The sequence below is a fragment of the Butyricimonas faecihominis genome (assembly GCF_033096445.1).
Lineage (GTDB): Bacteria > Bacteroidota > Bacteroidia > Bacteroidales > Marinifilaceae > Butyricimonas > Butyricimonas faecihominis.
The window spans coordinates 4521661-4546876 of sequence record NZ_AP028155.1 but is presented as its reverse complement, the minus strand read 5'-3'; the positions used below and the strand labels follow the sequence as shown (position 1 = coordinate 4546876).

At 42.6% G+C, this 25216-nt stretch carries 19 protein-coding genes; 12 read left to right on the top strand and 7 right to left on the bottom strand.

What is annotated here, in order from left to right; translation table 11 throughout:
- The first annotated feature begins 18 nt into the window (after positions 1 to 18).
- A complete protein-coding gene (locus R8806_RS18825) occupies positions 19 to 1383 on the top strand; it encodes a methyltransferase RsmF C-terminal domain-like protein (protein WP_164719657.1) in 1365 nt (454 codons plus the stop codon).
- A gap of 121 nt (positions 1384 to 1504) precedes the next feature.
- Here R8806_RS18825 and R8806_RS18820 read toward each other — a convergent pair whose 3' ends face one another.
- Together R8806_RS18820 and R8806_RS18815 are read right to left on the bottom strand one after the other, a co-directional pair.
- Positions 1505 to 3526, bottom strand: a complete 2022-nt coding sequence (locus tag R8806_RS18820) for a tetratricopeptide repeat protein (RefSeq protein WP_229782959.1) — start codon at positions 3524 to 3526, stop codon at positions 1505 to 1507.
- 323 nt (positions 3527 to 3849) lie between these two features.
- Entirely contained in the window at positions 3850 to 5046 is a 1197-nt protein-coding gene (locus tag R8806_RS18815) for a Kelch repeat-containing protein (protein WP_124317355.1), read from the bottom strand.
- Between the two features lie 232 nt (positions 5047 to 5278).
- On the opposite strand from R8806_RS18815, the gene R8806_RS18810 reads away from it, so the two are divergent.
- The 8 genes from R8806_RS18810 (at position 5279) to R8806_RS18775 (ending at position 16792) form a co-directional block, all read left to right on the top strand.
- Positions 5279 to 6655, top strand: a complete 1377-nt coding sequence (locus R8806_RS18810; protein WP_124317354.1) for a DUF4270 family protein — start codon at positions 5279 to 5281, stop codon at positions 6653 to 6655.
- Positions 6656 to 6687: 32 nt separating this feature from the next.
- Entirely contained in the window at positions 6688 to 7947 is a 1260-nt protein-coding gene (locus R8806_RS18805; protein WP_124317353.1) for a hypothetical protein, read from the top strand.
- A 71-nt stretch (positions 7948 to 8018) separates the two neighbouring features.
- On the top strand, positions 8019 to 9062 hold the full coding sequence (locus R8806_RS18800) for a TlpA disulfide reductase family protein (RefSeq protein WP_164719711.1): 1044 nt from the start codon (positions 8019 to 8021) through the stop codon (positions 9060 to 9062).
- Positions 9063 to 9150: 88 nt separating this feature from the next.
- Positions 9151 to 12126, top strand: coding sequence for a glycoside hydrolase family 3 N-terminal domain-containing protein (locus tag R8806_RS18795; protein ID WP_124317351.1), 2976 nt, complete (start codon positions 9151 to 9153; stop codon positions 12124 to 12126).
- Positions 12127 to 12395: 269 nt separating this feature from the next.
- On the top strand, positions 12396 to 13085 hold the full coding sequence (locus R8806_RS18790; protein WP_124317350.1) for a succinate dehydrogenase cytochrome b subunit: 690 nt from the start codon (positions 12396 to 12398) through the stop codon (positions 13083 to 13085).
- A gap of 92 nt (positions 13086 to 13177) precedes the next feature.
- Positions 13178 to 15118: a fumarate reductase/succinate dehydrogenase flavoprotein subunit gene (locus R8806_RS18785; protein ID WP_124317836.1), complete on the top strand. Its 1941-nt coding sequence runs from the start codon at positions 13178 to 13180 to the stop codon at positions 15116 to 15118.
- 19 nt (positions 15119 to 15137) lie between these two features.
- The gene (locus R8806_RS18780) at positions 15138 to 15899 is read left to right on the top strand and encodes a succinate dehydrogenase/fumarate reductase iron-sulfur subunit (RefSeq protein WP_027201261.1); all 762 of its coding nucleotides are present in this window, start codon (positions 15138 to 15140) and stop codon (positions 15897 to 15899) included.
- Between the two features lie 116 nt (positions 15900 to 16015).
- Complete coding sequence (locus tag R8806_RS18775; RefSeq protein ID WP_124317837.1) at positions 16016 to 16792, top strand: alpha/beta fold hydrolase; 777 nt, start codon at positions 16016 to 16018, stop codon at positions 16790 to 16792.
- A 10-nt stretch (positions 16793 to 16802) separates the two neighbouring features.
- Here the strand turns inward: R8806_RS18775 and R8806_RS18770 are convergent, their stop codons facing one another.
- Positions 16803 to 17846, bottom strand: a complete 1044-nt coding sequence (locus tag R8806_RS18770; RefSeq protein WP_124317838.1) for a hypothetical protein — start codon at positions 17844 to 17846, stop codon at positions 16803 to 16805.
- A 129-nt stretch (positions 17847 to 17975) separates the two neighbouring features.
- Here R8806_RS18770 and R8806_RS18765 point away from each other — a divergent pair, with 129 nt between their 5' ends.
- Together R8806_RS18765 and R8806_RS18760 are read left to right on the top strand one after the other, a co-directional pair.
- Positions 17976 to 18947: a type I phosphomannose isomerase catalytic subunit gene (locus tag R8806_RS18765; protein ID WP_124317839.1), complete on the top strand. Its 972-nt coding sequence runs from the start codon at positions 17976 to 17978 to the stop codon at positions 18945 to 18947.
- Between the two features lie 100 nt (positions 18948 to 19047).
- On the top strand, positions 19048 to 20178 hold the full coding sequence (locus tag R8806_RS18760; protein ID WP_124316071.1) for an AAA family ATPase: 1131 nt from the start codon (positions 19048 to 19050) through the stop codon (positions 20176 to 20178).
- Between the two features lie 138 nt (positions 20179 to 20316).
- Here the strand turns inward: R8806_RS18760 and kdsA are convergent, their stop codons facing one another.
- The 3 genes from kdsA to R8806_RS18745 form a co-directional block, all read right to left on the bottom strand.
- Complete coding sequence (gene kdsA / locus R8806_RS18755) at positions 20317 to 21120, bottom strand: 3-deoxy-8-phosphooctulonate synthase (RefSeq protein ID WP_124316072.1); 804 nt, start codon at positions 21118 to 21120, stop codon at positions 20317 to 20319.
- Positions 21121 to 21149: 29 nt separating this feature from the next.
- Positions 21150 to 22421, bottom strand: coding sequence for a replication-associated recombination protein A (locus tag R8806_RS18750; protein ID WP_118305819.1), 1272 nt, complete (start codon positions 22419 to 22421; stop codon positions 21150 to 21152).
- A gap of 129 nt (positions 22422 to 22550) precedes the next feature.
- Complete coding sequence (locus R8806_RS18745; RefSeq protein ID WP_027201254.1) at positions 22551 to 22859, bottom strand: DUF3276 family protein; 309 nt, start codon at positions 22857 to 22859, stop codon at positions 22551 to 22553.
- Between the two features lie 293 nt (positions 22860 to 23152).
- On the opposite strand from R8806_RS18745, the gene R8806_RS18740 reads away from it, so the two are divergent.
- On the top strand, positions 23153 to 23368 hold the full coding sequence (locus R8806_RS18740; RefSeq protein WP_124316073.1) for a hypothetical protein: 216 nt from the start codon (positions 23153 to 23155) through the stop codon (positions 23366 to 23368).
- A 51-nt stretch (positions 23369 to 23419) separates the two neighbouring features.
- On the opposite strand, the gene R8806_RS18735 is transcribed toward R8806_RS18740, so the two are convergent.
- Positions 23420 to 25126: an Acyl-CoA dehydrogenase C-terminal domain-containing protein gene (locus R8806_RS18735; RefSeq protein ID WP_124316074.1), complete on the bottom strand. Its 1707-nt coding sequence runs from the start codon at positions 25124 to 25126 to the stop codon at positions 23420 to 23422.
- Between the last annotated feature and the right edge of the window lie 90 nt (positions 25127 to 25216).

The window sequence follows — 25216 nt, the reverse complement described above, 5'->3', positions numbered from 1 at the left end:
CATTAATCCAAAGTGTCTATGATCTCATTACCGCCAGCATTTACAGAAAGGATGCAGCAGCTCCTTGGGAACGAATCGGAAACCTTTTTCCAAGCGTTAGTTTCGGAGTCCCCCACTTCCATCCGGTTAAACCCGGAGAAAACGGCAAACACCGATCTCCCCTTCTCGGAATTACTTTCCCGACAAGTACCATGGTGCAGTAATGGATACTACTTGAAGGAGCGTCCCTCGTTCACCTCCGACCCGTTACTACACGGGGGAGCTTATTACGTGCAAGAGGCCTCCTCCATGTTTCTGCAAGTCGTTCTTCAGCAGATAACCGGGGATACCCCTCTCCGGGTTCTTGACCTATGCGCAGCTCCGGGTGGCAAATCCACGTTACTGGCAAACAATCTGCCCAAAGATTCATTGCTGGTTTCCAACGAAGTAATTAAATCAAGAGCCTCCATTCTCAAAGAAAATATTATTAAATGGGGACATGATCATATTGTTGTCACCAATAGCGACCCCAATCGTTTCACGGGAATGAAGGGGGCGTTCGACATGATTCTCGTGGATGCACCCTGTTCCGGGGAAGGTATGTTCCGAAAAGACGAGAAAGCCATCACGGAATGGAGCGAGAATAATCTGCGTCTTTGCGAAGAGCGTCAAAAAAGAATACTTTCTGACGTGTGGGATGCTCTCGCCCCCGGGGGCTATCTCGTGTATAGCACGTGTACCTACAACCCCGGAGAAAATGAAGATATATTAAACTGGATTTTAACCACGTTCGATGCGTCATCCGTTGAAATCCGGCATAATTTTACAGCCATCACCCCGTCCCCCTCTCCTCTCCACGGGTATCATTTCTACCCGCACAAAACTAGCGGAGAAGGTTTATTCATGGGAGTCATTCAAAAAAATGACGGGACACCCTTTACCATAAAAAAAGAAAAGCGAGCTACCCCGTCCCCCGCGGTCAAACTCCCGGCAGACATTCTCCCCCTCCTGCCGGACATGACAAAATACACGCCTTACATCGCGGGAGAAACATTAGGCATCCTCCCCAAACAACACGCCGAATTTATCCAATACCTTTCCTCCAAAGCCGGGGTCATTTATAAAGGATGTGAAATCGGAGAATGTATTAAAGGGAAGACGAAACCCGCCCACTCTCTGGCCCTGTACCACAAACTGCAACAAAAGCACGTTACCCATCAAGAAGTAGACCTCACCACGGCCCTCCAATTCCTACGCAAAGAAGACATCCGTTTCGAGGCCCCTCAAGGGGAATGGATTCTCATCACCTACAAAGGCATCGGGCTAGGCTGGGTAAAAGAAGTCGGCAACCGGGTAAATAACTACTACCCCAAAGAATGGAGAATTAAAAATTTGATTAAGTGATTTAATGATTTCCGATTAAGAGATTCGATTCATCGGTGACTCTATCATCTTTGATTTAGTGATCCCTTTTTTAATCACTAAATCATCAAATCAATCTGCAATCACCGAATCATCCTTTTATTTACTCTTCCTCCACCGAACAATAGCGCTTGATGATACTGTAAGAATCCGTTAATCCAAGCTCCCCGGCCTTACTCAAATCCACGTTAGCAGCACTCCGATTTCCTTGGTATATATAGAGTAAGCCTCGGTTAAAATAAGCCTCGGCTATATCCTTATCCACTTCCAGCACTTTCGTGTACATATCAATTGCTTTCTGAATCTCACCGCTCTTGGCGTACACGTTAGCAATATTAAACATGGCAAAAACGAACTCCGGATCAATCTCCAAACATTTGTTATTCCCCTCCAGCACTAAAGAATAATCCACGTTTCGCTCCACTTTTTTCTCCTCACCCACGACACGGGAAGTCTTCTCTTCTATCGACTCAATGTAATCGTACATCCGGGAACGGGCGCTTGCCAAGTTCATCAAAGCGAACAGATGATTCGGGTCACGCTCCAACACTGCGCGGAAATCCTCGATCGCTTTCGTGTAATCTCCCCGGTTCAGATACAACGAACCGCGCAGCAACAAAGCATCCGTGACATTCTTGTTTTTCCGAATATCCGAAGACAAGCTCTCGATATAATTATCCTCGAATTCCCTCGGGTAATTAAATTTCTTATTTGAAACTGTCAAGGCCGGGTTATAATTATGCTCCTGATTAAACTTCATGATCCGCTTGTCGAAATATTGCACTTTCCCTTTCCGTAAGGTATCCAACGACAGGTATTGTACGATAAACATATCCTGCAATTCGATAATCACGTTCCGGTCTTGCAAACGTCCGTTAATCACGTCTTTCATCCGGTCATCCCGGGAGTTTATATCTATCAATCGCTTGAAATTCTCCGTAGTATCCACCAAAGCATTCTGATCCCCATCCTTCATTCGCCGGTATCGGTCCATGATCTCCTCAGCCTTGTAACGGTCCTTTTCGGCCGCATCGTAATCCCGCATATCCATACTCGTCGCGGCCCTTGCCAGATACGCCTTCACGAAATCCGGGTATATTGATATACTTTGAGAAAAGTCGTTATAAGCCCCCTCGTAATCCTTGATCTCCATCTTTAACAACCCGCGGTTGAAATAAATCAGTATGTTATCCGGGTTCATTTCCAACACTTGGTCAAAATCTTGAATGGCATTATTCACGTCCCCGATTTCCGACCTCAACAAAGCCCGGTTATAATAAGCATACGCGTAAGTGCTATCCACCTTCAAGACTGCCGTGTAATCCTCCAATGCCTCGGGATATTTCTTCATCTCGTACCACGTAATCGCCCGGCTCATAAGAATCCGCTTGTTTTCCGGGTTAATCTTCAAAGCCTTGTTGTAATCCTCTATCGCATCGTGATACTCTTTTGCTTGAAACCTTAAATATCCCCTCAAACCATAAGCATCATCCGAGAACATATTCAATTTGATGGCCATGTTACAATCCGCAATGGCTCCTTCTTGATCTCCCAGTTTCTCCCGCATGATTGCCCGGTTCAAATATGCCGGTAATAAATTTTTATCGATAATCAACGCCTTCGAATAATCCTTCTCCGCCGCCTTGTAATCTCCCATATCAGCCTCGGTAATTGCCCGGTTCGCGTACACGTAAGCCTCTCCCGGATTGATCGCAATCGCCGTGTTATAATCATGCATGGCCTCCTCGTACTGCTTCATATTATGATAGGCAATCCCCCGGTACATATAAGCATGGAAATAGTTCGGGTTCAGCTCAATCGCCTGCGTGTAATCCCGGATAGCTCCCTCGAAATCATCCAAGTTCAACTTTGCCAGTCCCCGGAAAAAATAAGGTTCGGATAAAAAGGGCTTTATCCGTATGATATTATTGAAATTCTCGATCGCGCTCACGTAGTCGTCAAACATGATCGCACTCTTCCCCACTCGCAACATATTTGCCGTATTCCATTGTGCCGACACCCCCAATGTCGCCAAACAGAAGAATATAATAACGCCAAATTTCTTCATTCGATAAACATATATTTTCGGGGATAAAGATAATAAAAAAGTTCGCATCTTCATCATATCCCCCTTTTACCCTCCCAAAAATCTCTCTCCCGCATGATATTATCAACTCCATCACTCTTTTTCCTTCATACCAAAGCTTACCTACTTGTTCTATGTCCCCGTTACCTCCTCATTAATTGTCCGTTCCTATAAAGCCCTACTTCAACGATAGAATAACGAGCACATAACGGAAATATGCAAGAGAATATATTGATTTAATGAAAATTACACGAATATAAACTAATATACCTAATAACAATCACGAACACCAATATTCATCTTATAATCATAAAAAAAGGCTACCAAAACTGATAGCCTTATAAATATTCAGAATAACTAAATTAATAGTCGTTTCTACGAGTTTCTTTTACATCCGGGATAAATCTCCAAGTATCCGGGTTTAAACTGGTATAAACATCTGCACTACCACCACCAGTAGTATAATATCCATAACCTTTGTAAGTAAATCCTACACCCATAACCAAAGCAGTTGCCATGCTAGACAAATCTTCCATCTGATGCCATTGATCTTTTTTGTGGTTATACTTCCAAACCGTTCTAGAATTTCTTCCCTGACCCGTTGCGATATAACCGTATGGCTCACCGTCATTTCCCGCATTTGAAACAAAAGAAACAGCGTACACACGCGGAATCCGGTCATAATCCTTATCCTGTTTTACACCCGGTTTATCAGTTAAGGAATTATCCATCTTTGTCCATACTCCCGTAGCAAAGTCAAACTTTATAACATCCGTAGCATAATTAGAAGTAGCACCAACGCTCTTGGCTCCCAAACATACATATGCAGCATTATTTACAACAAAAGCAGTTCCGCCATAACGAGATTCTCCCGGGAAAGGAATCTCTTCCCATGTTCCGGATTCACCTGCATTCGGATCAAAGCGATAAAAATCTTTAAATACCCGATTATCCTCACCGTAACCAGTTCCCACGTAACCGTATTTCCCGTCAGAGAAGGCTATAGCATCCCGACGACCTTCAACCTCTGTTGTACCATTGCCATTATTAACAACGATTTTAGAAGACCAAGTTTTATCCCACGCCTTCGTCTTTACGTTGAACCGATAGAAATCATTAAAATATTTACGATCACGGATATTCTCTTTGTCACCAGTATTGCCAAATGAAAAAGCAGGCACATAACCCGTTCCTACATAAGCCCATTCTCCAATCACGAAAGCCACGGCAGAATGACGACCATTACCAAGGTTTTCTCCTTTTCCTGTATTCATTGGTGCCGGAAATTCAGAATTATCTCCTGTTACCTTTTTCCAATTTAATCTACCCTCATCCTCGTCATTAAAATAATACGTATCTGTAAATTCTGCACCTTTAGCACCTAATCCTAAACTAACAAAAACAGTTCCGGTTGCTGGATCCGTAAAACATACGGCTGCCTCTCGGGGTGCGCCACCAAACTCTACCGATTTTTCCCAATCCCCCAGATGATCGTCGTCATCACAAGAAGCAAAGATTAAGCCTAATACTGCCAGAACCAAAAAATTTAATGTTCTCATACTTATCTATTTACCTAGTTATTTAAATTATTTATTTCGTTCTAATTCTCTTCATGCTACAAAAACAGTAGGCAAAACTACACATTTTAAAAACAAATCCAATAAAAAAAAGACGAAATATCTATTGTTTTTCTTTTTTACAATTTATTCAGATAAAATGACCGCAGGTTCTTCCGTATTTTAGAAAATAGTTATACCTTCGCATCTTGATTAAATCAAAACAGATTATAACATGAGAATAGTTTTTCTGGCAGGTCTTTTATTCGCTCTATATTCATGCAACAATGACCTAAACACGATTGGAGATACGATGGTTCCCGCCGAGGGTTACGTGAATATAGAAACTTTTGACATTGAGACATCCACCGTTCGTTTGAATCCATTTCCTACAAGTCTTAATATATTAACTAAAATGTTGGAAAGTAATCAGCTCACTTTAGGGAAAATGACTGATAAAACCACGGGAGTTACAACTGCCACTCCCTATTTCCAGCTTATCGGAAGTGGGAATTCCGGGATTCCGAATTATGATGACAATTACGTTTACGATTCTTTGACCCTTGCCTTTCCATTTAAATATGACGAAACAAAGATTTTGGCAGGAGATACAGCAACTTTACAGACCTACCGAGTCTATCGGCTGAAAAATTTTCCGCCTACGGATTTCGACGATCCCTGTATTTACAGTAATGAAACCCTGCCTCTATATGATCCGGAGACCCCGTTAGCCACGTTGAGCGTCAGGTTGGAAAAACAATTTTTCACACAAAGAGATAAAGAAGCGTATTTCAAGCTAGATGATGCCCTAGGAAGGGAACTTTTCAGCCTCATCCGAAGACAAGATTCAATTCTAGATCAGAGTAATGCATTGGATTTCATGCGTTATTTTGCCGGTTTAACGATCGTTCCGGACAAGGATAATATGGCTTTATTACCAATTGACGGTTCACGCTTGTCTTTAACATGTCATTATCATCTGGATGTAAAGACCGGAACATACTCGTTTCAGCCTTTGGCCGCTTACTCTAGCGGAGGATATTACGCATTCACGAACATCGAACATACACCATCCGATCGGTTTAGTAACGTTTCTTGGTACAATCCTTTACCATATACCCAAGAAAACAAAGCTGTCATTCAAGGTCAGAACGGGTACATGTTAAAGATGAAATTACCCTTCAAATCGGATGTGAATCCCTACCGGACAATCTTAAAGGTAGAAATTGTTTTGGAACCCAAAATTGACAACTTTGAAGACATCCCGGAGCCTACAACAATTCAGGTATTCACTTTAGACAAATATTCCAGAATCTCCGGAAAATTAACCGATTTATCCGGTAATTCGGTATTCGGGTATCTCGAAACAAACCCAAACTACAAAGAGGACCGAAAATATAGAATAGACATCACGGATTATTATAACAGTATGGTAAGTAACGGGACCGGAGGTATAGATCCGGAACTTAATTTACTAATCGGTTTAGCAGGTAGCCCAGTACAAGTCGGTGTCGATGAAATCAATACATTCGTGGGAGCAAACAACCTCACGTTCCAAAGGCTTATCGTTGACAAGACCCCGGTATTACGAATTTATTATGCGAACTATTAGTAAAAAAATTATTGCCGTTTATAACAATGAGTATGAAAAAAATATTTACAAGCATTGCAATATTACTTTTTACCCTCGGAGCATGGGGACAAAACAATATGGGTACCCCTTATTCCAAATTCGGAGTTGGATTATTACCTGATAACTACGGAGCCTATACTGGAATGGGGGGAGTTTCTGCTGCCATGAGGGATAATTATAATATCAACTTCTTAAACCCGGCATCTTACACGGCATTAGATTCAATGAGGTTCTACTTCCAAATGGGTGTCACAGGAGAGTACGTCGATGTTTCTACTTATAAAGATCATTCAAACTATAAAGTGGCTCAAAATGCCTCGCTAAACATGGCATTCCGGGTATACAAAAAAACATTCGTTTCGCTAGGTTTAATACAGAGATCAGACCGGGGATTCGATTTGATCTATTCCTATCCTTTAATAGAGGATCCTACCATGTTTTATGTACAGCAATTAGAGGGATTGGGTGGATTGAACGAGGCTTATTTAGGAGTGGCTTATCAATTGGGACGATTATCCGTGGGGGTAAATGCCTCTTATGTATTCGGTAAAGTTGAAGACCGTCTAACTCTTGTGATGCAACCTGCCACAAGTGGATACTATCTTAAATCACAAACCTTAACTCGCATCAATAGTAGTTTGTTTACATTAGGCTTTCAAATCCCCTTACCATTAACCAAAAAATCAGAACTAACGCTTGGAGGTAGTTTTAATTTTGGAACATCATTGCATGGAAATAGAACTTTTGTTGCCAATAAAATTAGTAATACAAGCGGTGCCATCATAAATGTTAACGACGAAAGCTGGGACAATGGAGAGGTATTTTTTCCTTTCAGAATGATTGTTGGAGCTTCCTATCAATACAATAAAAAATGGGTATTTGCAGGAGATTACACATTCCAAAGAATGTCAGCTTACGAAGAATTCGGAACGAATCAAGAATTCCAAGATTACCATAAAGCAGCCATTGGAGGATCATTACAACCCAACGAGACCGGACGTTATTGGTGGCAAAGAAATAAATACACGGCCGGAGCCTATTTCACTCGCTCGCAACTCAGATTCAATTATACCGACATAAACACTTATGGCGTAACCGTCGGAACTCAAATGCCTCTTCGCTTGGCTCGCCAAGAGTTGATGTTGGGAGTTGCCGTTGATTTAGGAATGCGCGGAACTCACCGAAATAACCAAATTTTGGAGAAATACGCAAAATTAAGAATAAACATTGCCTTTAAAGAAATCTGGTTCATGAAAGCTAAGATTCATTAAAGACACAATATTTCATATTTAGAAAACTAAAACACATGAGAAAACTTTTATTATCAATCGTTGCAGCAAGTATGACCCTTGCAGCATGTAATGCCCAAAGTGGTTACAAAGTTACCGGAACGGTAGAAGGAATGCCGGACGGTAAGGCTATTATCGCAACTGTTAATGGCAGTAGCCTTGACACTTTAGCAAAAGCTGACGTGAAGAACGGTTCATTTGAATTTACCGGAAACGTAAGTGAACCTACCGGTGCTTATATCATGGTTATCGGTCAAAGAGGAGCTATTCCATTCATGTTAGAAAATGCAAATATTACAGTCAATGCTGGACAGGCAGGATTAACTGTTACTGGTAGCGAAGGTCAAAAAATATATGACCAATTCATGGCTATCAACACGACAACTCAACAAGAGGCCATGAAATTGCAACAAGAATATCAAGCAGCTAATGGAGATCAGGCTAAAATGCAGGCTGTACAAGAAGCATACGCAAAATTAATGACGGATGCTCAAGCTAAAGAAACTGAATTAATCAAAGCTAATCCGGATTCTTATGTTTCAACTTTCGTTATCGTATCCAGCATGGGACAAATGGAATACGAGCAGTTGAAAGAAAGATATAACTTACTGGGTGAAAAAGCAAAAGCTAGCGCACAAGGTAAAGCTATTGCTGCTCAAATCGCTAAATTAGAAAGCACAGCTATTGGCCAAATCGCTCCGAACTTCACGATTACTACCCCAGAAGGAGAATCAATCTCTTTGTATGACATCAAGGGTAAAGTGAAATTAATCGATTTCTGGGCTTCATGGTGTGGTCCTTGCCGCGGTGAAAATCCTCATGTAGTTGAAATCTACAAAGAATACCACCCGAAAGGATTGGAAATCTTCGGTGTATCTTTGGATAACAACAAAGAGGCTTGGGTAAAAGCTATCGCTGATGACGGTTTGGTATGGAAACACGGTTCTGATTTGAAAGGCTGGCAATCAGCTCCTGCACAATTATACAGTGTAAGCGGAATTCCTCACACAGTATTATTGGACGAAAATAATAAAATCATCGCCAAGAACTTGAGAGGTGACGAATTAAAACAAAAGATTGCTGAATTATTGAAATAATTTCCAATCCACCTATAAAAGTGCGGCAATCAATTCATGTTTGCCGCACTTTTATTTAACCAACCTCTAACGCTAAAACTTGTATACCATGCACAAGCTCCTTCCCGTAATCGGACTATTTTGTATGCTCCTTTCCTCTCTCCACGGTCAGGCTCAGTCCTCGTGGGCCGATTCGACGCTAAATACCATGAGCCTGGATGAAAAGATCGGACAACTGATCATGGTTGCAGCCTATAGCAACAAAGACAGCGTGTACGAGAACCACCTAGGAGCAACCATTGAAAAGCATCATATCGGAGGTATCATCTTCTTTCAAGGTAGCCCACTAAGCCAAGCTTTGATGACAAACACCTACCAACAGAGCGCTAAAATTCCCCTCATGATCGGTATGGACGCAGAAAACGGGGTCGGTTGGCGGATCAAACCCGCCATGGAATTTCCCAACCAAACCTTGTTGGGAGCCATTCAAGACACGAATTTGATTTACCGTCTGGGAGCAGCCATCGGACAGCAATGCCGGACAATGGGTATCCACGTGAACTTTGCCCCCGTGGCCGATATAAACGTTAACCCTAAAAACCCGGTTATAGGCATCCGGTCATTCGGGGAAAAGAAAGAAGAGGTTGGCAACCGGACCTTACAATATATGCGAGGTCTACAATCCCAGCACGTGATGGCCGTGGCCAAACACTTCCCGGGACACGGGGACACAGACGTCGATTCCCACTTGGCACTACCCTTGATTCGCCACTCCGCGGCACGTATTGACACGGTTGAATTGTACCCCTTCCGCCAACTTTTCGAGGCTGGGATACCGGGAGTCATGATTGCCCACCTAAACGTACCTTCCTACGATACGGCCAATATCCCGGCTTCTCTATCCAAACAGATCATCACGAATCTACTACGCGAGAAATTACACTTCAATGGTCTTTGTTTCACGGACGCCATGAACATGAAAGGTGTCACCAAAGGAAGAACTCCCGGAGAGGCTGATGTAGAGGCTTTAGCAGCAGGAAACGATATTTTGTTATTCCCGGAAAACGTGGAAGCTTCCGTGAGGAAAATCAAAGCAGCCATCCGAAAAGGCGTTCTCTCGGAAGAAATGATCAACGAAAAATGCCGGAAAGTCCTTAAAGCAAAAGCAGAATTCGTACTCCCGTATGCTACACCCGTGGACACCGCCCGACTGACCGAACGATTGAGTTCCCCATCAGCCAAAGCGTTATTACAAGAAACATACGCCAAAGCGATCACGCTCGTGAAAAATGACGCCCTCCTGCTCCCGTTGACACATTTAGACACGCTACGTGTTGCCTCATTGAATTTTGGTGACCGGAAAGCCCCCGTTTTCGAGAGTACACTAGAGAAATACGCTCCTTGTACTCACTTTTCTCTATCTCCCGGCGCCTCAAAAGAAAAAGTGGAGAAACTGATTAAAAATCTATCGGAATACAATTGTGTTATCCTGTATAACAGTGCCGCCCGTAACACGGCATCCCGGCAATTCGGGGCAACCATGGAACTTGTCAATATTATCAAGCAACTGAAAGGAAAACACATCGTGTTCTGCCATCCGGCCACACCTTACGGAATAGACCTGTACAGCTACCTTCCCATGGATGCCATTATCGTGAGTTATTCACATGACACTCCCGCACAACAGTTTGCCGCCCAAGCCATCTTCGGGGGAATCAACGTGAACGGGAAATTACCCGTAAGTATCAACCACTATTATCCCGCCGGTACCGGGTTATCCACCCCGAAACTGCGGTTAGGATATTACCAGCCAGAAAGTTGCGGCATGAATTCACAGACCCTACTTAAAATTGACAGTATATGCCAAGCCGCCATAAAAGTAAAAGCAACTCCCGGCTGTCAGGTTCTCGTAGCAAAAGACGGTTATATTATCTATAACAAAGCCTTTGGTTTCAACACTTATGATAGAAAAAAGAAAAACACGACCGACAACATATACGACATCGCTTCCATCACGAAAATAGCGGCTACTCTTCCGGCTGTCATGATGCTTTATGACCAGCAATATATAACACTCGACTCCCCGATTGTCCGGTACTCATACTCTCTTCGGGAAACTGACAAGCAAGATATTACCGTCAAGGAATTGTTGTTACATTCAGCCGGATTAAGAGCATCTTTTTCTTTCTTCCAGCACGCCATTGACTGGGATAAAATGCAAGGTCGGTTGTTCACGACAAAATACACGAAAACCAATACCCGTAAACTCCGGGATCGACTTTACCTGAATCCCAAATTCACGTACCGGGACAGCACGTTTAATTTCACGGGGGGCGAAGGCTATTTGGTCGTTTCCCCGCATTTCTATATTCACAAGCATTTCCAAGACTCCATTCACGACTTGATTTTAAACTCCAAACTGCTACCCCAGAAAAAATACACGTACAGCGACCTTGGATTCGTACTATTAAAAGACATCGTGGAAGAACAGTCCGCCACACCTTTTGATGTTTATTGCCGGAAACATTTCTTTAAAAGACTGGGAGCCTATAACACGGACTTCAACGCCCATTTTAATCTCGACATGAAAAAAGTGGTTCCCGCCAATAAAGATGATATTTTCAGAAAATCCCAATTACACGGGTACGTGCATGACCCAATAGCAGCACTCATGGGCGGAGTGTCCGGTAATGCCGGTTTGTTTTCCACAGCGGAAGACCTAGCCAAAATCATGAGCGTCTACCTAAATCGCGGGACATACGGGGGTGAACGTCTCATCGATTCTACGACAATCGACCTTTTCACTCAAACACAATTACCTCTCGACCAAAACAGACGGGGTCTCGGATTCGACAAACCGGAAACCTTGCCCAATAAATCAGGCCCGACCTGCAAGGAAGCCCCTTGTACCAGCTACGGACACACGGGATTCACGGGAACCATTGCGTGGAACGATCCGGACAACCAATTAATCTATATTTTTCTATCCAACCGGATTTACCCCAACGAATTCAACGACAAACTTATCAAGGATAATATCCGTACAAAAATTCAAGAGGTCATTTATAAAGCAATCTTGAAATAGAGTTTATAAAGTAATATTTCAAGTATTCGCATAACCAAAAGACTCCTTGGCACATTTATTGTAAATCATCGTGTACAAGGGGTAAAACGCTGTAAATACTTTATGAACCTTATAAACTTTATAAACCTTAATAACTCATTTCATTACGGAAAAAATTCTGTATATTTAGAATGATTTTAAAATAGATAAACCCGTTTAAAATGACGGAAAAATAGATACTTTTGTGCCGGATAAAGAATTTAAATAGTTATCAATAAATAGACCTAATTATGAGTAATTTCTTAACATCGTCGATCGGGAAAAAGGTCATACTGAGTTTATCAGGCCTTTTTCTTATTGCGTTTTTGTGCGTCCACTTAGCACTAAATCTACTTTTGATTGTAGATAATAGTGGAGAGTTATTTAACATCGGGGCCCATTTCATGGCTACGAATCCTATCATTAAAATCGTAGAACCGATTCTTGCCATAGGATTTATTATCCATATCATCTTGGCTTCTATCCTGACTCTTCAAAACAGGGGCGCACGTCCTATCAAGTACGATCTTCGCAGACAATCAGGAAATTGTACATGGTCATCCAGAAACATGTACATCTTGGGTGGTTTGGTTTTGATCTTCTTGTTTGTTCACCTTTGGAACTTTTGGTGGAAAATCAAGTTTGCCGGAGATCCTCTCTTAACCGAGATCAACGTGGACGGTACTACCATGGAAAACACCTATGCTTTGGTTTCCGGACTATTTAAATCAAGTATCATCTACTGTTTCCTTTACATTTTGGGAGGTATTTTCTTAGGATTACACTTGACCCACGGTTTCTGGTCAGCTTTCCAATCTATCGGTTTCTGTAACCAAATTTGGAGAAAAAGACTGGAATGTTTGGCTAAAATCTTCGCTTTCATCATTGCTGCAGGCTTTAGCATCATTCCGCTTTATTTCATGCTTGGACTGGCAAACTAACCATTTTAAATTATAGATTGTAGATTTTAAATTGCATGAATCAACGATCTAAATTTAAAATTTAAAACTTAAAATTTAAAATTACTAAGGTTATGACAGAATTAAACGCTAAAATACCAGCAGGCCCGCTAGCCCAGAAATGGTCGAATCACAAAGCCCATATCAATGTTGTGAGTCCTGCTAATAAAAGAAAACTTGATGTTATCATCGTAGGTACCGGACTTGCCGGTGGATCGGCTGCTGCTAGTCTTGCTGAACTAGGATACAATGTAACCACATTCTGCTATCAAGACTCTCCCCGTCGCGCTCACTCTATCGCTGCACAAGGAGGTATCAATGCTGCTAAGAACTACACGAACGATAATGACTCTGTATACAGGCTATTTTATGAAACTATTAAAGGTGGTGACTACCGTGCTCGTGAGGCTAACGTGTATCGTTTGGCAGAGGTAAGTAACGCCATCATCGACCAGTGTGTCGCTCAAGGTGTACCGTTTGCTCGTGATTACGGCGGTCTTTTGGACAACCGTTCTTTCGGTGGAGCATTGGTAAGCCGTACGTTCTATGCTCGCGGTCAGACCGGACAACAGTTGTTGTTAGGATGCTACGGAGCTATGAACCGTCAAATTGAAAAAGGTAAAATCAAATCATACACCCGCCACGAAGTATTAGACATCGTTATCGTGGACGGAAAAGCAAGAGGTGTTATTGCCCGTAACCTAGTTACCGGAAAGATCGAACGTTTCGGGGCTCATGCCGTGGTACTGGCCACCGGAGGGTACGGTAACGTGTTCTTCTTGTCAACCAACGCCATGGGATGTAACGGTAGTGCCGCTTGGCAAGCTTACAAACGCGGTGCCATGTTCGGAAATCCTTGTTTCGTACAGATCCACCCGACTTGTATCCCGGTACACGGAGACCAACAAAGTAAATTGACTTTGATGTCCGAGTCATTACGTAATGACGGACGTGTTTGGGTTCCGAAAAAATTGGAAGATGCCAAGAAATTACAGGCAGGTACGTTACACCCGAACGATATTCCGGACGAAGACCGTGACTTCTACTTGGAGCGTCGTTACCCGGCATTCGGAAACTTGGTTCCGCGTGACGTGGCATCCCGCGCTGCTAAAGAAAGATGCGACGCCGGATTCGGAGTAAACAACACCGGTAAAGCCGTATTCTTGGATTTCAAATACGCTATCGACCGTTTGGGAAGACACGTGATTGAAGAACGTTACGGAAACTTGTTCCAGATGTACGAAAAGATCACGGCTGTTGACCCGTACAACAACCCGATGATGATTTACCCCGCAATCCACTACTCTATGGGAGGTCTTTGGGTTGACTACAACTTGATGACTACCATCCCGGGATTGTACGCTATCGGAGAATGTAACTTCTCTGACCACGGTGCCAACCGTTTGGGGGCATCAGCCTTGATGCAAGGTTTGGCTGACGGATATTTCGTTCTGCCGTACACGATTGGAGATTATCTCGCACACGATATTCAAACCCCGAAAATCAAAACAAACACGCCGGAGTTCGACGCTGCTGAAAAGAACGTTACCGACCACTTGCGTAGATTGTATGACATCAAGGGTACGAAATCACCGGATCACTTCCACAAAATGTTGGGACACATCATGTGGGATTACATCGGAATGGCTCGCGAGGCTGAGGGCTTGAAAAAAGCAATCAAATTAATTGCCGAGTTGAAAGAAGAATTTTACAAGGATTTGCGCGTAACCGGAGAGTTTACCGCCATGAACAACGAGCTTGAAAAAGCCGGTCGTGTGGCAGACTTCATCGACATCGCACACCTGATGGCATTGGATGCCTTGAATCGTAACGAATCTTGCGGAGGTCACTTCCGTCTGGAATCAGTTACTGAAGAAGGTGAGGCAAAACGTGATGACGAACACTACCAGTATGTTTCCGTTTGGGAATACAAGGGAGACAACAAAGAGCCTGAATTACACAAGGAGGCCCTTGTATTTGAAAACATTCAGGTAGCTCAACGTTCTTATAAATAATCTTAAATGAAAAATCGTTATGGCAGATAAAATATTAAAAGAACTAACCCTAAAGATCTGGCGTCAAAAAGATGCAAAATCAAAAGGTGGGTTTGAAACTTACAAGATTCATGATATTTCAACCGGTAGCTCATTCCTTGAAATGCTTGACATTCTGAATGAACAACTGGTTAGCGAGAACAAAGAACCGGTGGCTTTCGATCACGACTGTCGCGAGGGGATCTGTGGAACCTGTAGTTTATTCATCGATGGACGTGCCCACGGACCGGATGATGACGTGACCACTTGTCAATTACATATGCGTCGTTTCGAGGATGGCGCAACCATCACCATCGAACCGTGGCGTTGCGGGGCTTTCCCGGTAATTAAAGACTTGATCGTGGACCGTGGTGCTTACGAGAAGATCCTTCAAGCTGGTGGTTACGTTTCAGTAAATACCGGTGGTGTTCCTGACGGAAATGCAATTCCAATCGCGAAACCGGCTGCCGACGAGGCTATGGACGCTGCCGCTTGTATCGGTTGTGGGGCTTGTGCCGCTACTTGTAAGAACTCTTCAGCAATGCTTTTCGTGGCTGCTAAAGTTTCTCAGTTGGCACTTCTTCCGCAAGGAAAGATCGAGGCTGCCCGCCGTGCAAAAGCTATGGTGGCTAAAATGGACGAACTCGGATTCGGTAACTGTACCAATACGGGAGCCTGTGAATCTGAATGTCCGAAGAGCATCTCTATCGAACACATCGCTCGTTTGAACAGAGAGTTCTTGAAAGCTAAATTGAAAGACTAATTTTACTTCATGTAATATGAAAAAGACCGCTTTATTGCGGTCTTTTTTTTGCACTGTACTATCTTATTATTCCTTCTCTATTTGTAAATTTGTATCACAAATCACACCAAGTCAATATGAAATTATTCTTTCGTACCATTGGGGAGGGGGTTCCTCTAATTATACTTCACGGTCTATGGGGTGCATCTGAAAATTGGCTTCCCATTGCCCATTTACTAGAAGATAAATTCCAAGTCATTTTACCTGATATCCGTAATCACGGTCAATCCCCCCATGACGAGGCCATGAATTACGAGGTAATGAGTAATGATGTTATTGAACTCGTTGAAGACTTAAAACTCCCCGTACCTCCCCATATCGTGGGGCACTCGATGGGAGGGAAGATCGTGATGGCCTTATTACTGAAAAGACCAGAACTTGTGAATCGAGCCGTGGTCGTGGATATTGCCCCCGTATCCTATTCCCAACGGGACGGGGGAAGTCATAACCGGATTATTGATTTTATGGCGAATTTTGACCTTTCCCAATTACATAGTCGAGAAGAAGTCAAGGAAGCCATTCAACAACATTTCAGAACGGAACGCTCTCAACAATTATTTTTAAAGAACATCAAAAAGACAGCCTCCGGTTTCGAATGGAAAATCAACCACCGGGTAATCAGCAAGCATTTCGACGAGATTAGCGGTTGCCCGTCTTCACTGCCTAACAGCACGTACGACAAAGAAATTCTGTTTATTAAGGGGGAACAATCCAACTTAATCACAGGGAGGGAATGCCTGCAAAAAGAATTTCCGGCTGCCCGCCTCGTCGAACTCCCACAATGTGGTCATTGGATTCATAGCGAACAGCCGGAAAAACTGGCTCAAGCAATTAAAAATTTCCTTATAGAATAATCCCAACCTGTTATCTGCCAAGCAAGCATTTATCCGTAACATACACGACAGCTTGGATACGACTCTCTGCTATCACACTATTAGAGGCAACACCGGGCTCCAACATAACCGCAGTCAAACGAAGTGTATACTCTTTCTTTGAATCAATTTTATTCAATTTATTAATTTTCCCGATAGTACTCTCGTTAAGGGTATATTTACCATTATCATAAGAGAATAATCCACTCTCAAAATACACATCGGCTTCATTATCCTTTGAATACACCTCTATTTTATAATACACGTTTTCACCTTCAAATTTATTCCATTCAATCTCCAGCTGGTTAGGATACCCTGCTTTTATTGATGAAGTAAAATCAATATCTGTTAATCGCATGGATGGAAAATTATCTGCCGTAATAAATTCATCAAATTTCACGTAATCAGAGCCAATACGACAGGAAAAACGTATTCTCCGATCTTCTACCCCGCTAATATCCGCCTCTCCTTTCCAAACATTATTATAATTTTTCAGTTTTACCGACTCATCATCCGATAACAAAGCAAGCACATACCCCGCACGCATACTTCGGTCATTTGAAATCCGGAAACCAAGTTGGGGTTTACTCACATCATCTACAAACTTATTTACCCAGAAAGCGTCGCCTGTCAAGTTTTCAAGGTAAGATGGCTTCGTGATATACTCACGTTCTCCCCATCCATTATTCACCACTAACTTCTTGGACGTACAATTTTCCACGGTCCACGTCTCGGCATTCCCATTCTTCCAATCCACGGCAAGTATATTCTCCCCTTCATCCCGCCACGTTCCTGCCACAGAATCAATCACACCTCGCAAATCAATGCCCTTTATTTCCCCGCTTTTATCAAAACGATTTATTTCCAGCACGTTTTCATCCGAGAATGACGAATAATTTTTACTCGTAGTTCTATTGTAATACCAATCAACACCTGTCATTCGATTGACATCTAACATAAAATCTTTATCATCGTCACTACAACTACCCAACCATAAGCTCCCCACGATGAGACTTAACATTCCTAATTTCTTCATTTCACTCCGTTTTTATATCATTAACCGTAATTCTATTCGCAAAATTAATCCATAAATTATAATCCCCCATTCACAAAATTCCTATCTTTGTTCTTAGTACAATAATTATGCCTAACAAAATAATAAATCATGTTATACCCGTTAAAATTCCATCCAATTCTCAAAAAAAAGATATGGGGAGGTGAAAGACTAGCTTATAAAAGTGAAGAACACGAAGAATCCATTGGTGAAAGTTGGGAAATATCAGCCGTGGAGGACAATATCTCGGTGGTTTCAAACGGAATCCTTGCTGACAACGACTTGCAAGAATTAATCGAAGTGTACATGGGAGACCTCGTCGGGGATCATATCTACGAGAAATTCGGCATTGAATTTCCTCTGTTAATTAAATATATTGATGCGAACGACGATCTATCCATCCAGGTACACCCGGATGACGAGACGGCAAAAGAACGTCATAATGCCTACGGTAAAACCGAAATGTGGTATATCGTTGATGCGGAAAAGGATGCCTCCCTCGTGTTGGGATTCAACCATGAAATTGACAAGGCGACCTATCTTCAGGCATTACACCAGAACAAACTCATGGATTTATTGAATGTCCAAAAAGTAAAGAAAGGGGAAAGTTTCTTTATTCCTGCCGGATTGGTACACGCTATTGGGAAAGGATGCCTGATCGCAGAAATTCAACAGACTTCCGACATTACATACCGAATTTACGACTACAACCGGAAAGATGCCAACGGGAACACACGTGAACTACACACGGATTTAGCCACAGATGTGATCGATTACAGCTATCAACCACAACACCGGGTAAACTATACCCCACAGGATAATCAATCCGCAAAACTCGTGAAATGTCCCTATTTTACCACAAATTTACTCGTATTTGACCGGGACATAGAGAAAGAGTACGTTCACCTTGATTCATTTGTAATCTACATGTGCCTGCAAGGGAAATTCACCATCACAACCGGGGAATGCGAACCGGTATTGGTCAACAAGGGGGAAACCGTTCTTATACCCGCATGCTTTAAAAATCTCACGCTATACCCGGATGACATAACGCAAGTTCTAGAGATATACGTGGAAGAATAAGAGTTAAAAGGCACAATATAAGTAATACTTTTATTAGTAACAACATTGTTAGTAATAAAAATATTACTTATCTTTACATTTGAATCATACTCGAAGAATCATGGAGAATAAGCCTTTTATATTTGGAGTTGCAACATCAGGCGACAATTTCACGGACCGAGAGAAAGAAACGTTACGCTTGGTATTAAATTTTCAGCATGGTGTAAATACGGTGCTAATCTCACCTCGCCGCTGGGGGAAGACCTCTTTAGTACAGAAAGCGTGCAGTTTGGCACAATCAGATAAATTAAAAATCGTCTATCTCGACATTTTTTCTTGTCGCAGCGATCGAGATTTTTATGACGCATTCGCTTCCGCTATTCTCAAACAGACATCTTCAAAATTGGATGAATGGCTCGACCACGCTAAATTGTTCCTTTCCCGTATCAGTCCTAAAATTTCGATGGGGACCGATCCTATGACGGATTTTTCCATATCGCTTGAAATAAATCCCAAGAGCAACAATATCGATGAAATCTTGCAGCTCCCTGAAAAAATAGCCCAAAAAAAAGGTTACAATATCGTCGTTTGTATCGACGAATTCCAGCAGATTGCCGAGTTCAAAGATTCTAAAACCTTCCAGAAGCGATTACGCTCGATTTGGCAATTACAAAAGTCGGTATCGTATTGTCTATTCGGTAGCAAGAAGCATTTGATGAATGAACTCTTCGAAAAAAAGAGTCTCCCTTTCTATAAATTCGGGGATGCTATCTATTTGTCAAAAATCGAGACACGGGATTGGATAGACTATATATGTAGGCGTTTCGAAGCTACAGGCAAACGAATTTCAGAAAAGTTAGCCGAAAAAATCTGCCAAATAGTAGATAATCATTCTTCATACGTGCAGCAGTTAGCATGGTTAGTATGGATTCATACGGACAAAATAGCCACGGAACAAGATTTAGAGACAGCATATCAAGATATTATCGACCAAAATACACCGCTATTCGAAAAGCAAACCGAGAGTCTTACAACTTATCAAATGAATTTTTTACGAGCAATCATAGATGGAGTTCATAGTGAGTTTACCACACAAGAGATTTTGCATAAGTACCAACTCGGCTCGTCGGCCAATGTTAGCATCGTAAAACGAGCCTTGGTAAAGAAAGAACTTATAGAAATAGAAAAACGTCAAGTGATTATTCCCGATCCCGTAATGGCCGTATGGTTGAAACGGGAGTTACGAATGTAATACGGGAAAGAAACAAAACGTGGATTACAGGACAAGTACAGGACATTTAACCCACTGAATAATAATCATCTGTAAGGTTCATAAAGTTTATAAAGTGAAAATTATCTATAAACTTTATGAACCTTATAACTTTATAAACTATCTTATCGCTTCTCTAATGCGAACTAGTCTTTCTAACAATCCTTCAATCAAGTCTAGACGTAACATATTTGCTCCATCCGATTTCGCACAACGAGGATCTGCATGAGTTTCAATAAAAATACCATCGGCACCCACGGCAATTCCAGCCTTGGCTATTGTTTCTATTAATGCAGGCTGTCCCCCGGTTACCCCTGAAGCTTGATTCGGTTGTTGCAAAGAATGTGTCACATCCACAACCACCGGACATTGGCAAGCCTGTTGCATGATACTGATACCACGGTAATCCACGATCAGATCTTGATACCCGAACGTCGTTCCCCGCTCGGTAACCATAACTTGGTTATCTCCGGATTCTCTTACCTTATCCACTGCAAATTTCATGGACTCGGGAGAAAGGAACTGACCTTTCTTGATATTCACGATCTTTCCTGTTTTTGCAGCAGCCACCAGCAAATCGGTCTGGCGACATAAGAAAGCCGGGATCTGTAACACATCCACGTACGCAGCAGCCATTTCCGCATCCTGTTCCGTGTGAATATCCGTCACCACCGGAATACCAAATTCAGCTCTCACCTTAGCTAATATCTTCAATGCCTTCTCGTCCCCGATTCCCGTGAAAGAATCCAAACGCGAACGGTTGGCTTTCTTAAACGATCCCTTGAACACGTACGGGATACCCAAGCGATCCGTCACCTTCTTCACGTGTTCTGCGATATTTAAAGCCATCTCCTCCCCCTCGATCACGCAAGGTCCGGCCAACAAAAAAAACATCTCTTGATTAATCAATTCATTATATACCATAACAATTTTAGATTTTAAATCTCTCCACATTATCTATATTTTCTCCACCAAGCCTTCAAACGCTCCAGAATCTTCACTTCCTGTGCATTCTGTTGGGGTTGGTAGAACTTCTTGTCTTTCAATTCTTCCGGCAAGTATGGTTGTTCCACGAAATTTCCCGGATAATCATGCGGGTACTTGTAATCCTGCCCGTAATTCAAATCTTTCATCAACTTGGTCGGGGCATTGCGCAAATGTAACGGTACCGGAGAATTTCCGGTCTGTTTCACGGTTGCAATGGCCGCATCAATAGCCAGGTAAGCGGAATTACTCTTCGGAGAAGTCGCCAAATAAATCACACATTCCGACAAAGGAATCCGAGCTTCCGGCATACCGATTTTATGTACGACCTCAAAGCAAGTATTCGCGATCAAAATTGCATTCGGGTTAGCCAATCCAATATCCTCCGCCGCAGAAATAATCAAACGACGAGCTATAAACTTCGGATCCTCTCCCCCTTGCAACATACGAGCCATCCAATAAACCGCCGCATTCGGGTCTCCCCCCCGGATGGATTTGATCATGGCAGAAACGATATCATAATGCTGTTCCCCGTCCTTATCATACATCAACGGGTTCTCATGCAGCTCCCGATGTACCGCCTCGTTATCAATGACAATATCCCCCTCTCCCAATCCGTTTACCACCAGCTCCAAGATATTCAACAATTTCCGGGCATCACCGCCACTATAAGAGATCATGGCCTCTTTCTCCTTCACCGTGATATTACGTTTGCTCAAGTAATAATCCTTGGCCACGGCACGGTCAATTAAGTCTTCGAGATCCTTTTTCTCTTGAGACTTTAGTACATACACCTGGCAACGCGATAAAAGCGGGGAAATCACCTCGAAAGAAGGATTTTCGGTCGTGGCCCCAATAAGAGTCACGGTACCTTTCTCGACGGCTGCCAGCAAAGAATCTTGCTGAGCCTTCGAGAAACGATGGATTTCATCAATAAACAGGATGGGATTCGGCGTATTAAAAAATCGCTGTCCCTCGGCTTTCTGAATCACTTCACGCACATCCTTTACCCCTGAACTCACGGCACTCAACACGTAAAACGGACGTTTCAACTGTTCTGCGATAATCATCGCCAACGTCGTTTTCCCCACCCCCGGAGGCCCCCATAAAATAAAGGAAGACACAACTCCCGAATCAATCATCTTCCGTAGCACCTTGCCTGGTCCTACCAGATGTTGCTGCCCGATATAGTCTTCTAAAGACTTCGGTCTCATTCGCTCTGCCAACGGCTTATTCTCCATGTTTCTCTTCTTTCTGTCCACACAAAGATACTCAAAATTTCAGTGGAGAAAAAACATAAAAGGGAGTTCATGCAAAAAGCGGGACCCACTTATCGTGCATCCCGCTTCAATATTTTATTACAGTACTATTTACAGGTCAGTATTCTTTTCCGGAAGTTCGCCATTGATTGCAGCTTTTACCACGCCAATAGCCTCTTCTAAGCCCTCGACAAACTTGTCAAAGTCTTCTTTATACAAGAACACTTTATGTTTCTCGTAGCTTGGATTACCGTTATTATCAAATTTTTTCTTGCTCTCGGTGATCGTCAAATAATAATCATTATTACGGGTCGCCTTCACATCAAAAAAATAAGTTCTTTTCCCTGCTTTCACTGCATTGGAATAGATTTCATCTCTATCATTCGTATCCATTCCGTCGTTTTGTTCGTATCCTTCCATTGTTTCTCAATTTTATTTGACTTTGCACCTCAAATGTAGAAAAAACAAAGTAATAAATAGCCTTTTTTAATCTTTTTTTTTAACGATTCTCGTTTTTACATATAAAAAACATCACAAAACATCATATAAAAACGCATTTCCCCTCCTTTTTTCGCATTTCGAAGCACGAATTCCCTTATTATTAAAATTACAGTTCATTGGTTATCTTTAAAGTATTGCCATCGAGAATCCCGCTCGTTTCCTTGGGAAAGCGAAGTAATATTGGTATATTTGTATATATAAAATAAACCATTATGATAGGAACCTACTTTATTATTATAGCCGTAATTATCGGCTTGGCTTTCTTAGGACTGGGAATATCCACTTTTTTCGGTAAGAAAAAGAAATTCCCGGACACCCATATCGGGAAAAATAAAGCCATGAAGGAACGAGGCATCAGTTGTGCTGCCACGACAGATCGCTTGGAAAGAGCAAATTATAAACCGATTGAAATAAAAAAAGCGAAATAAAAAAGGGAGGTTTTAAAAGCCTCCCTTTCTCATGATCATGTTTCGATCATATTATTTTTTATACATTCCCAAATCCTTCAATTCGAAGTCATTGATAAATGCTGCATATCCGGCAACTTTTGACTGACCGTATTTCACGAAAATCTCGGCAGATTTAGCAAAACGATCGCAACGTTGAGAGTCTAATAATAACAGGTAACCCAAAATGATATATCCTGCCATTTCAACCAAACGACGTGCATGGAAATCCACGTATTCAGTTTCTCCAACAGCCGTTACTTTCGTCACGGCAGCCTCGAATGCCCCGGTCATACCTTTCAATATCTCACGAACATATTCTTGTTCCGGACGGATAGAAGCTTGCTCGTATTCCTCACGGATTTGTTTCAAGAATTGTCCCGTGGTCACACCACGAATGGCTGCTACGACCTGCAACTGAGAAGTTCCCTCATAGATATTCGTGATACGTGCATCACGAACCAAACGCTCAATCGGGTAATCCTTCATGAACCCGGAACCTCCGTGTATCTGCAAAGCGTCGTAAGCAATCTCGTTCGCATACTCGCTGGAGAACAATTTCAATAACGGGGTGAAGATATCAGCCAACTTCTGGTATTTCTTCATCTCCTCACGCTCTTCTTTGTTCAAGGTCCGCTCGTTAGCAATGTGCGTGTAAGCCTTGTACATATCTACAAAACGGCTCGTCTCGTAAAGCACAGAACGTGCGGCTTGTAATTTAGCCTCCATGTTGGTCAACATCTCGTATACAGCCGGGAATTCGATAATTGCTTTACCGAACTGACGTCTTTCTTGAGCATATTTCAAACCTTCGCGGTAAGCGGCCTCTGCAATACCCACAGATTGAGCACCAACACCCAAACGGGCTCCGTTCATCAAAGACATCACGTACTTGATCAATCCAAGTTTACGCTCTCCCACTAATTCAGCCGGAGCATCCTTGAACACCAACTCACAAGTCGGAGAACCTTTGATTCCCAATTTATTCTCGATACGACGAACGGTCATTCCGCCGTTAGCCTTGTCATAGATAAACATGGACAAACCACGTCCGTCATGCGTACCCTCTTCTGAACGGGCAAGTACCAATGAAATGTGAGCGTCACCATTCGTGATGAAACGTTTCACACCATTCAGATACCATTTGCCATCTTTCTCGCAATAGGTAGCTTTTAACTGTACAGACTGCAAATCCGATCCTGCATCCGGCTCGGTCAAGTCCATGGCGTAAGTATCGCCCTTAGCGGCACGGGGTAAGTACTGACGTTTTTGTTCCTCGTTGGCGAACTCGTGAATCGTTTCAGCACAATCCTGTAATCCCCAAATGTTAGCGAAACCGCCATCACCACGGGAAACTAACTCTGCTGCCATCACGTAAGGTACCATCGGGAAGTTCAACCCGTCATACTCACGCGGTAATGACATACCGTACAATCCGGCCTGAGCCAGCATATCATGATTCTGTTGAGTCCCGGCAGCATATTTTACGCGACCGTCAATCACTTCCGGTCCCTCGTGATCCACGCCCTCTGCATTTTCAGCCAGCACGTTACCACAAATGTCTCCCACGATCTCCAACACTCTATCATAATTATCCATTGCATCCTCGAAATCACGCGGTGCGATCTCGCATTTCCCTGCATCCTCGAAATTGCGCTCTTTCAAAGCAACAATCTTCTGCATCAAGGGATGTCCCAAGTGGAACTTTAAATCCTCGTTATCTGTATAGAAATTTGCCATACCTTTTTTAATTTTAGATTTAGTGATTCTGTGATTTAATGATCTGCGATTCTGTGATTAAAAAATCACTCAATCGTCAATCTCTTAATC

Coding starts and splice junctions, on each gene's coding strand:
- R8806_RS18735 (WP_124316074.1), bottom strand. CDS start 25,126: ATGGCAAATTTCTATACAGATAACGAGGATTTAAAGTTCCACTTGGGA.
- R8806_RS18825 (WP_164719657.1), top strand. CDS start 19: ATGATCTCATTACCGCCAGCATTTACAGAAAGGATGCAGCAGCTCCTT.
- kdsA (WP_124316072.1), bottom strand. CDS start 21,120: ATGGTATATAATGAATTGATTAATCAAGAGATGTTTTTTTTGTTGGCC.
- R8806_RS18810 (WP_124317354.1), top strand. CDS start 5,279: ATGAGAATAGTTTTTCTGGCAGGTCTTTTATTCGCTCTATATTCATGC.
- R8806_RS18795 (WP_124317351.1), top strand. CDS start 9,151: ATGCACAAGCTCCTTCCCGTAATCGGACTATTTTGTATGCTCCTTTCC.
- R8806_RS18745 (WP_027201254.1), bottom strand. CDS start 22,859: ATGGAAGGATACGAACAAAACGACGGAATGGATACGAATGATAGAGAT.
- R8806_RS18770 (WP_124317838.1), bottom strand. CDS start 17,846: ATGAAGAAATTAGGAATGTTAAGTCTCATCGTGGGGAGCTTATGGTTG.
- R8806_RS18760 (WP_124316071.1), top strand. CDS start 19,048: ATGGAGAATAAGCCTTTTATATTTGGAGTTGCAACATCAGGCGACAAT.
- R8806_RS18815 (WP_124317355.1), bottom strand. CDS start 5,046: ATGAGAACATTAAATTTTTTGGTTCTGGCAGTATTAGGCTTAATCTTT.
- R8806_RS18790 (WP_124317350.1), top strand. CDS start 12,396: ATGAGTAATTTCTTAACATCGTCGATCGGGAAAAAGGTCATACTGAGT.
- R8806_RS18740 (WP_124316073.1), top strand. CDS start 23,153: ATGATAGGAACCTACTTTATTATTATAGCCGTAATTATCGGCTTGGCT.
- R8806_RS18805 (WP_124317353.1), top strand. CDS start 6,688: ATGAAAAAAATATTTACAAGCATTGCAATATTACTTTTTACCCTCGGA.
- R8806_RS18785 (WP_124317836.1), top strand. CDS start 13,178: ATGACAGAATTAAACGCTAAAATACCAGCAGGCCCGCTAGCCCAGAAA.
- R8806_RS18780 (WP_027201261.1), top strand. CDS start 15,138: ATGGCAGATAAAATATTAAAAGAACTAACCCTAAAGATCTGGCGTCAA.
- R8806_RS18775 (WP_124317837.1), top strand. CDS start 16,016: ATGAAATTATTCTTTCGTACCATTGGGGAGGGGGTTCCTCTAATTATA.
- R8806_RS18800 (WP_164719711.1), top strand. CDS start 8,019: ATGACCCTTGCAGCATGTAATGCCCAAAGTGGTTACAAAGTTACCGGA.
- R8806_RS18750 (WP_118305819.1), bottom strand. CDS start 22,421: ATGGAGAATAAGCCGTTGGCAGAGCGAATGAGACCGAAGTCTTTAGAA.
- R8806_RS18765 (WP_124317839.1), top strand. CDS start 17,976: ATGTTATACCCGTTAAAATTCCATCCAATTCTCAAAAAAAAGATATGG.
- R8806_RS18820 (WP_229782959.1), bottom strand. CDS start 3,526: ATGATGAAGATGCGAACTTTTTTATTATCTTTATCCCCGAAAATATAT.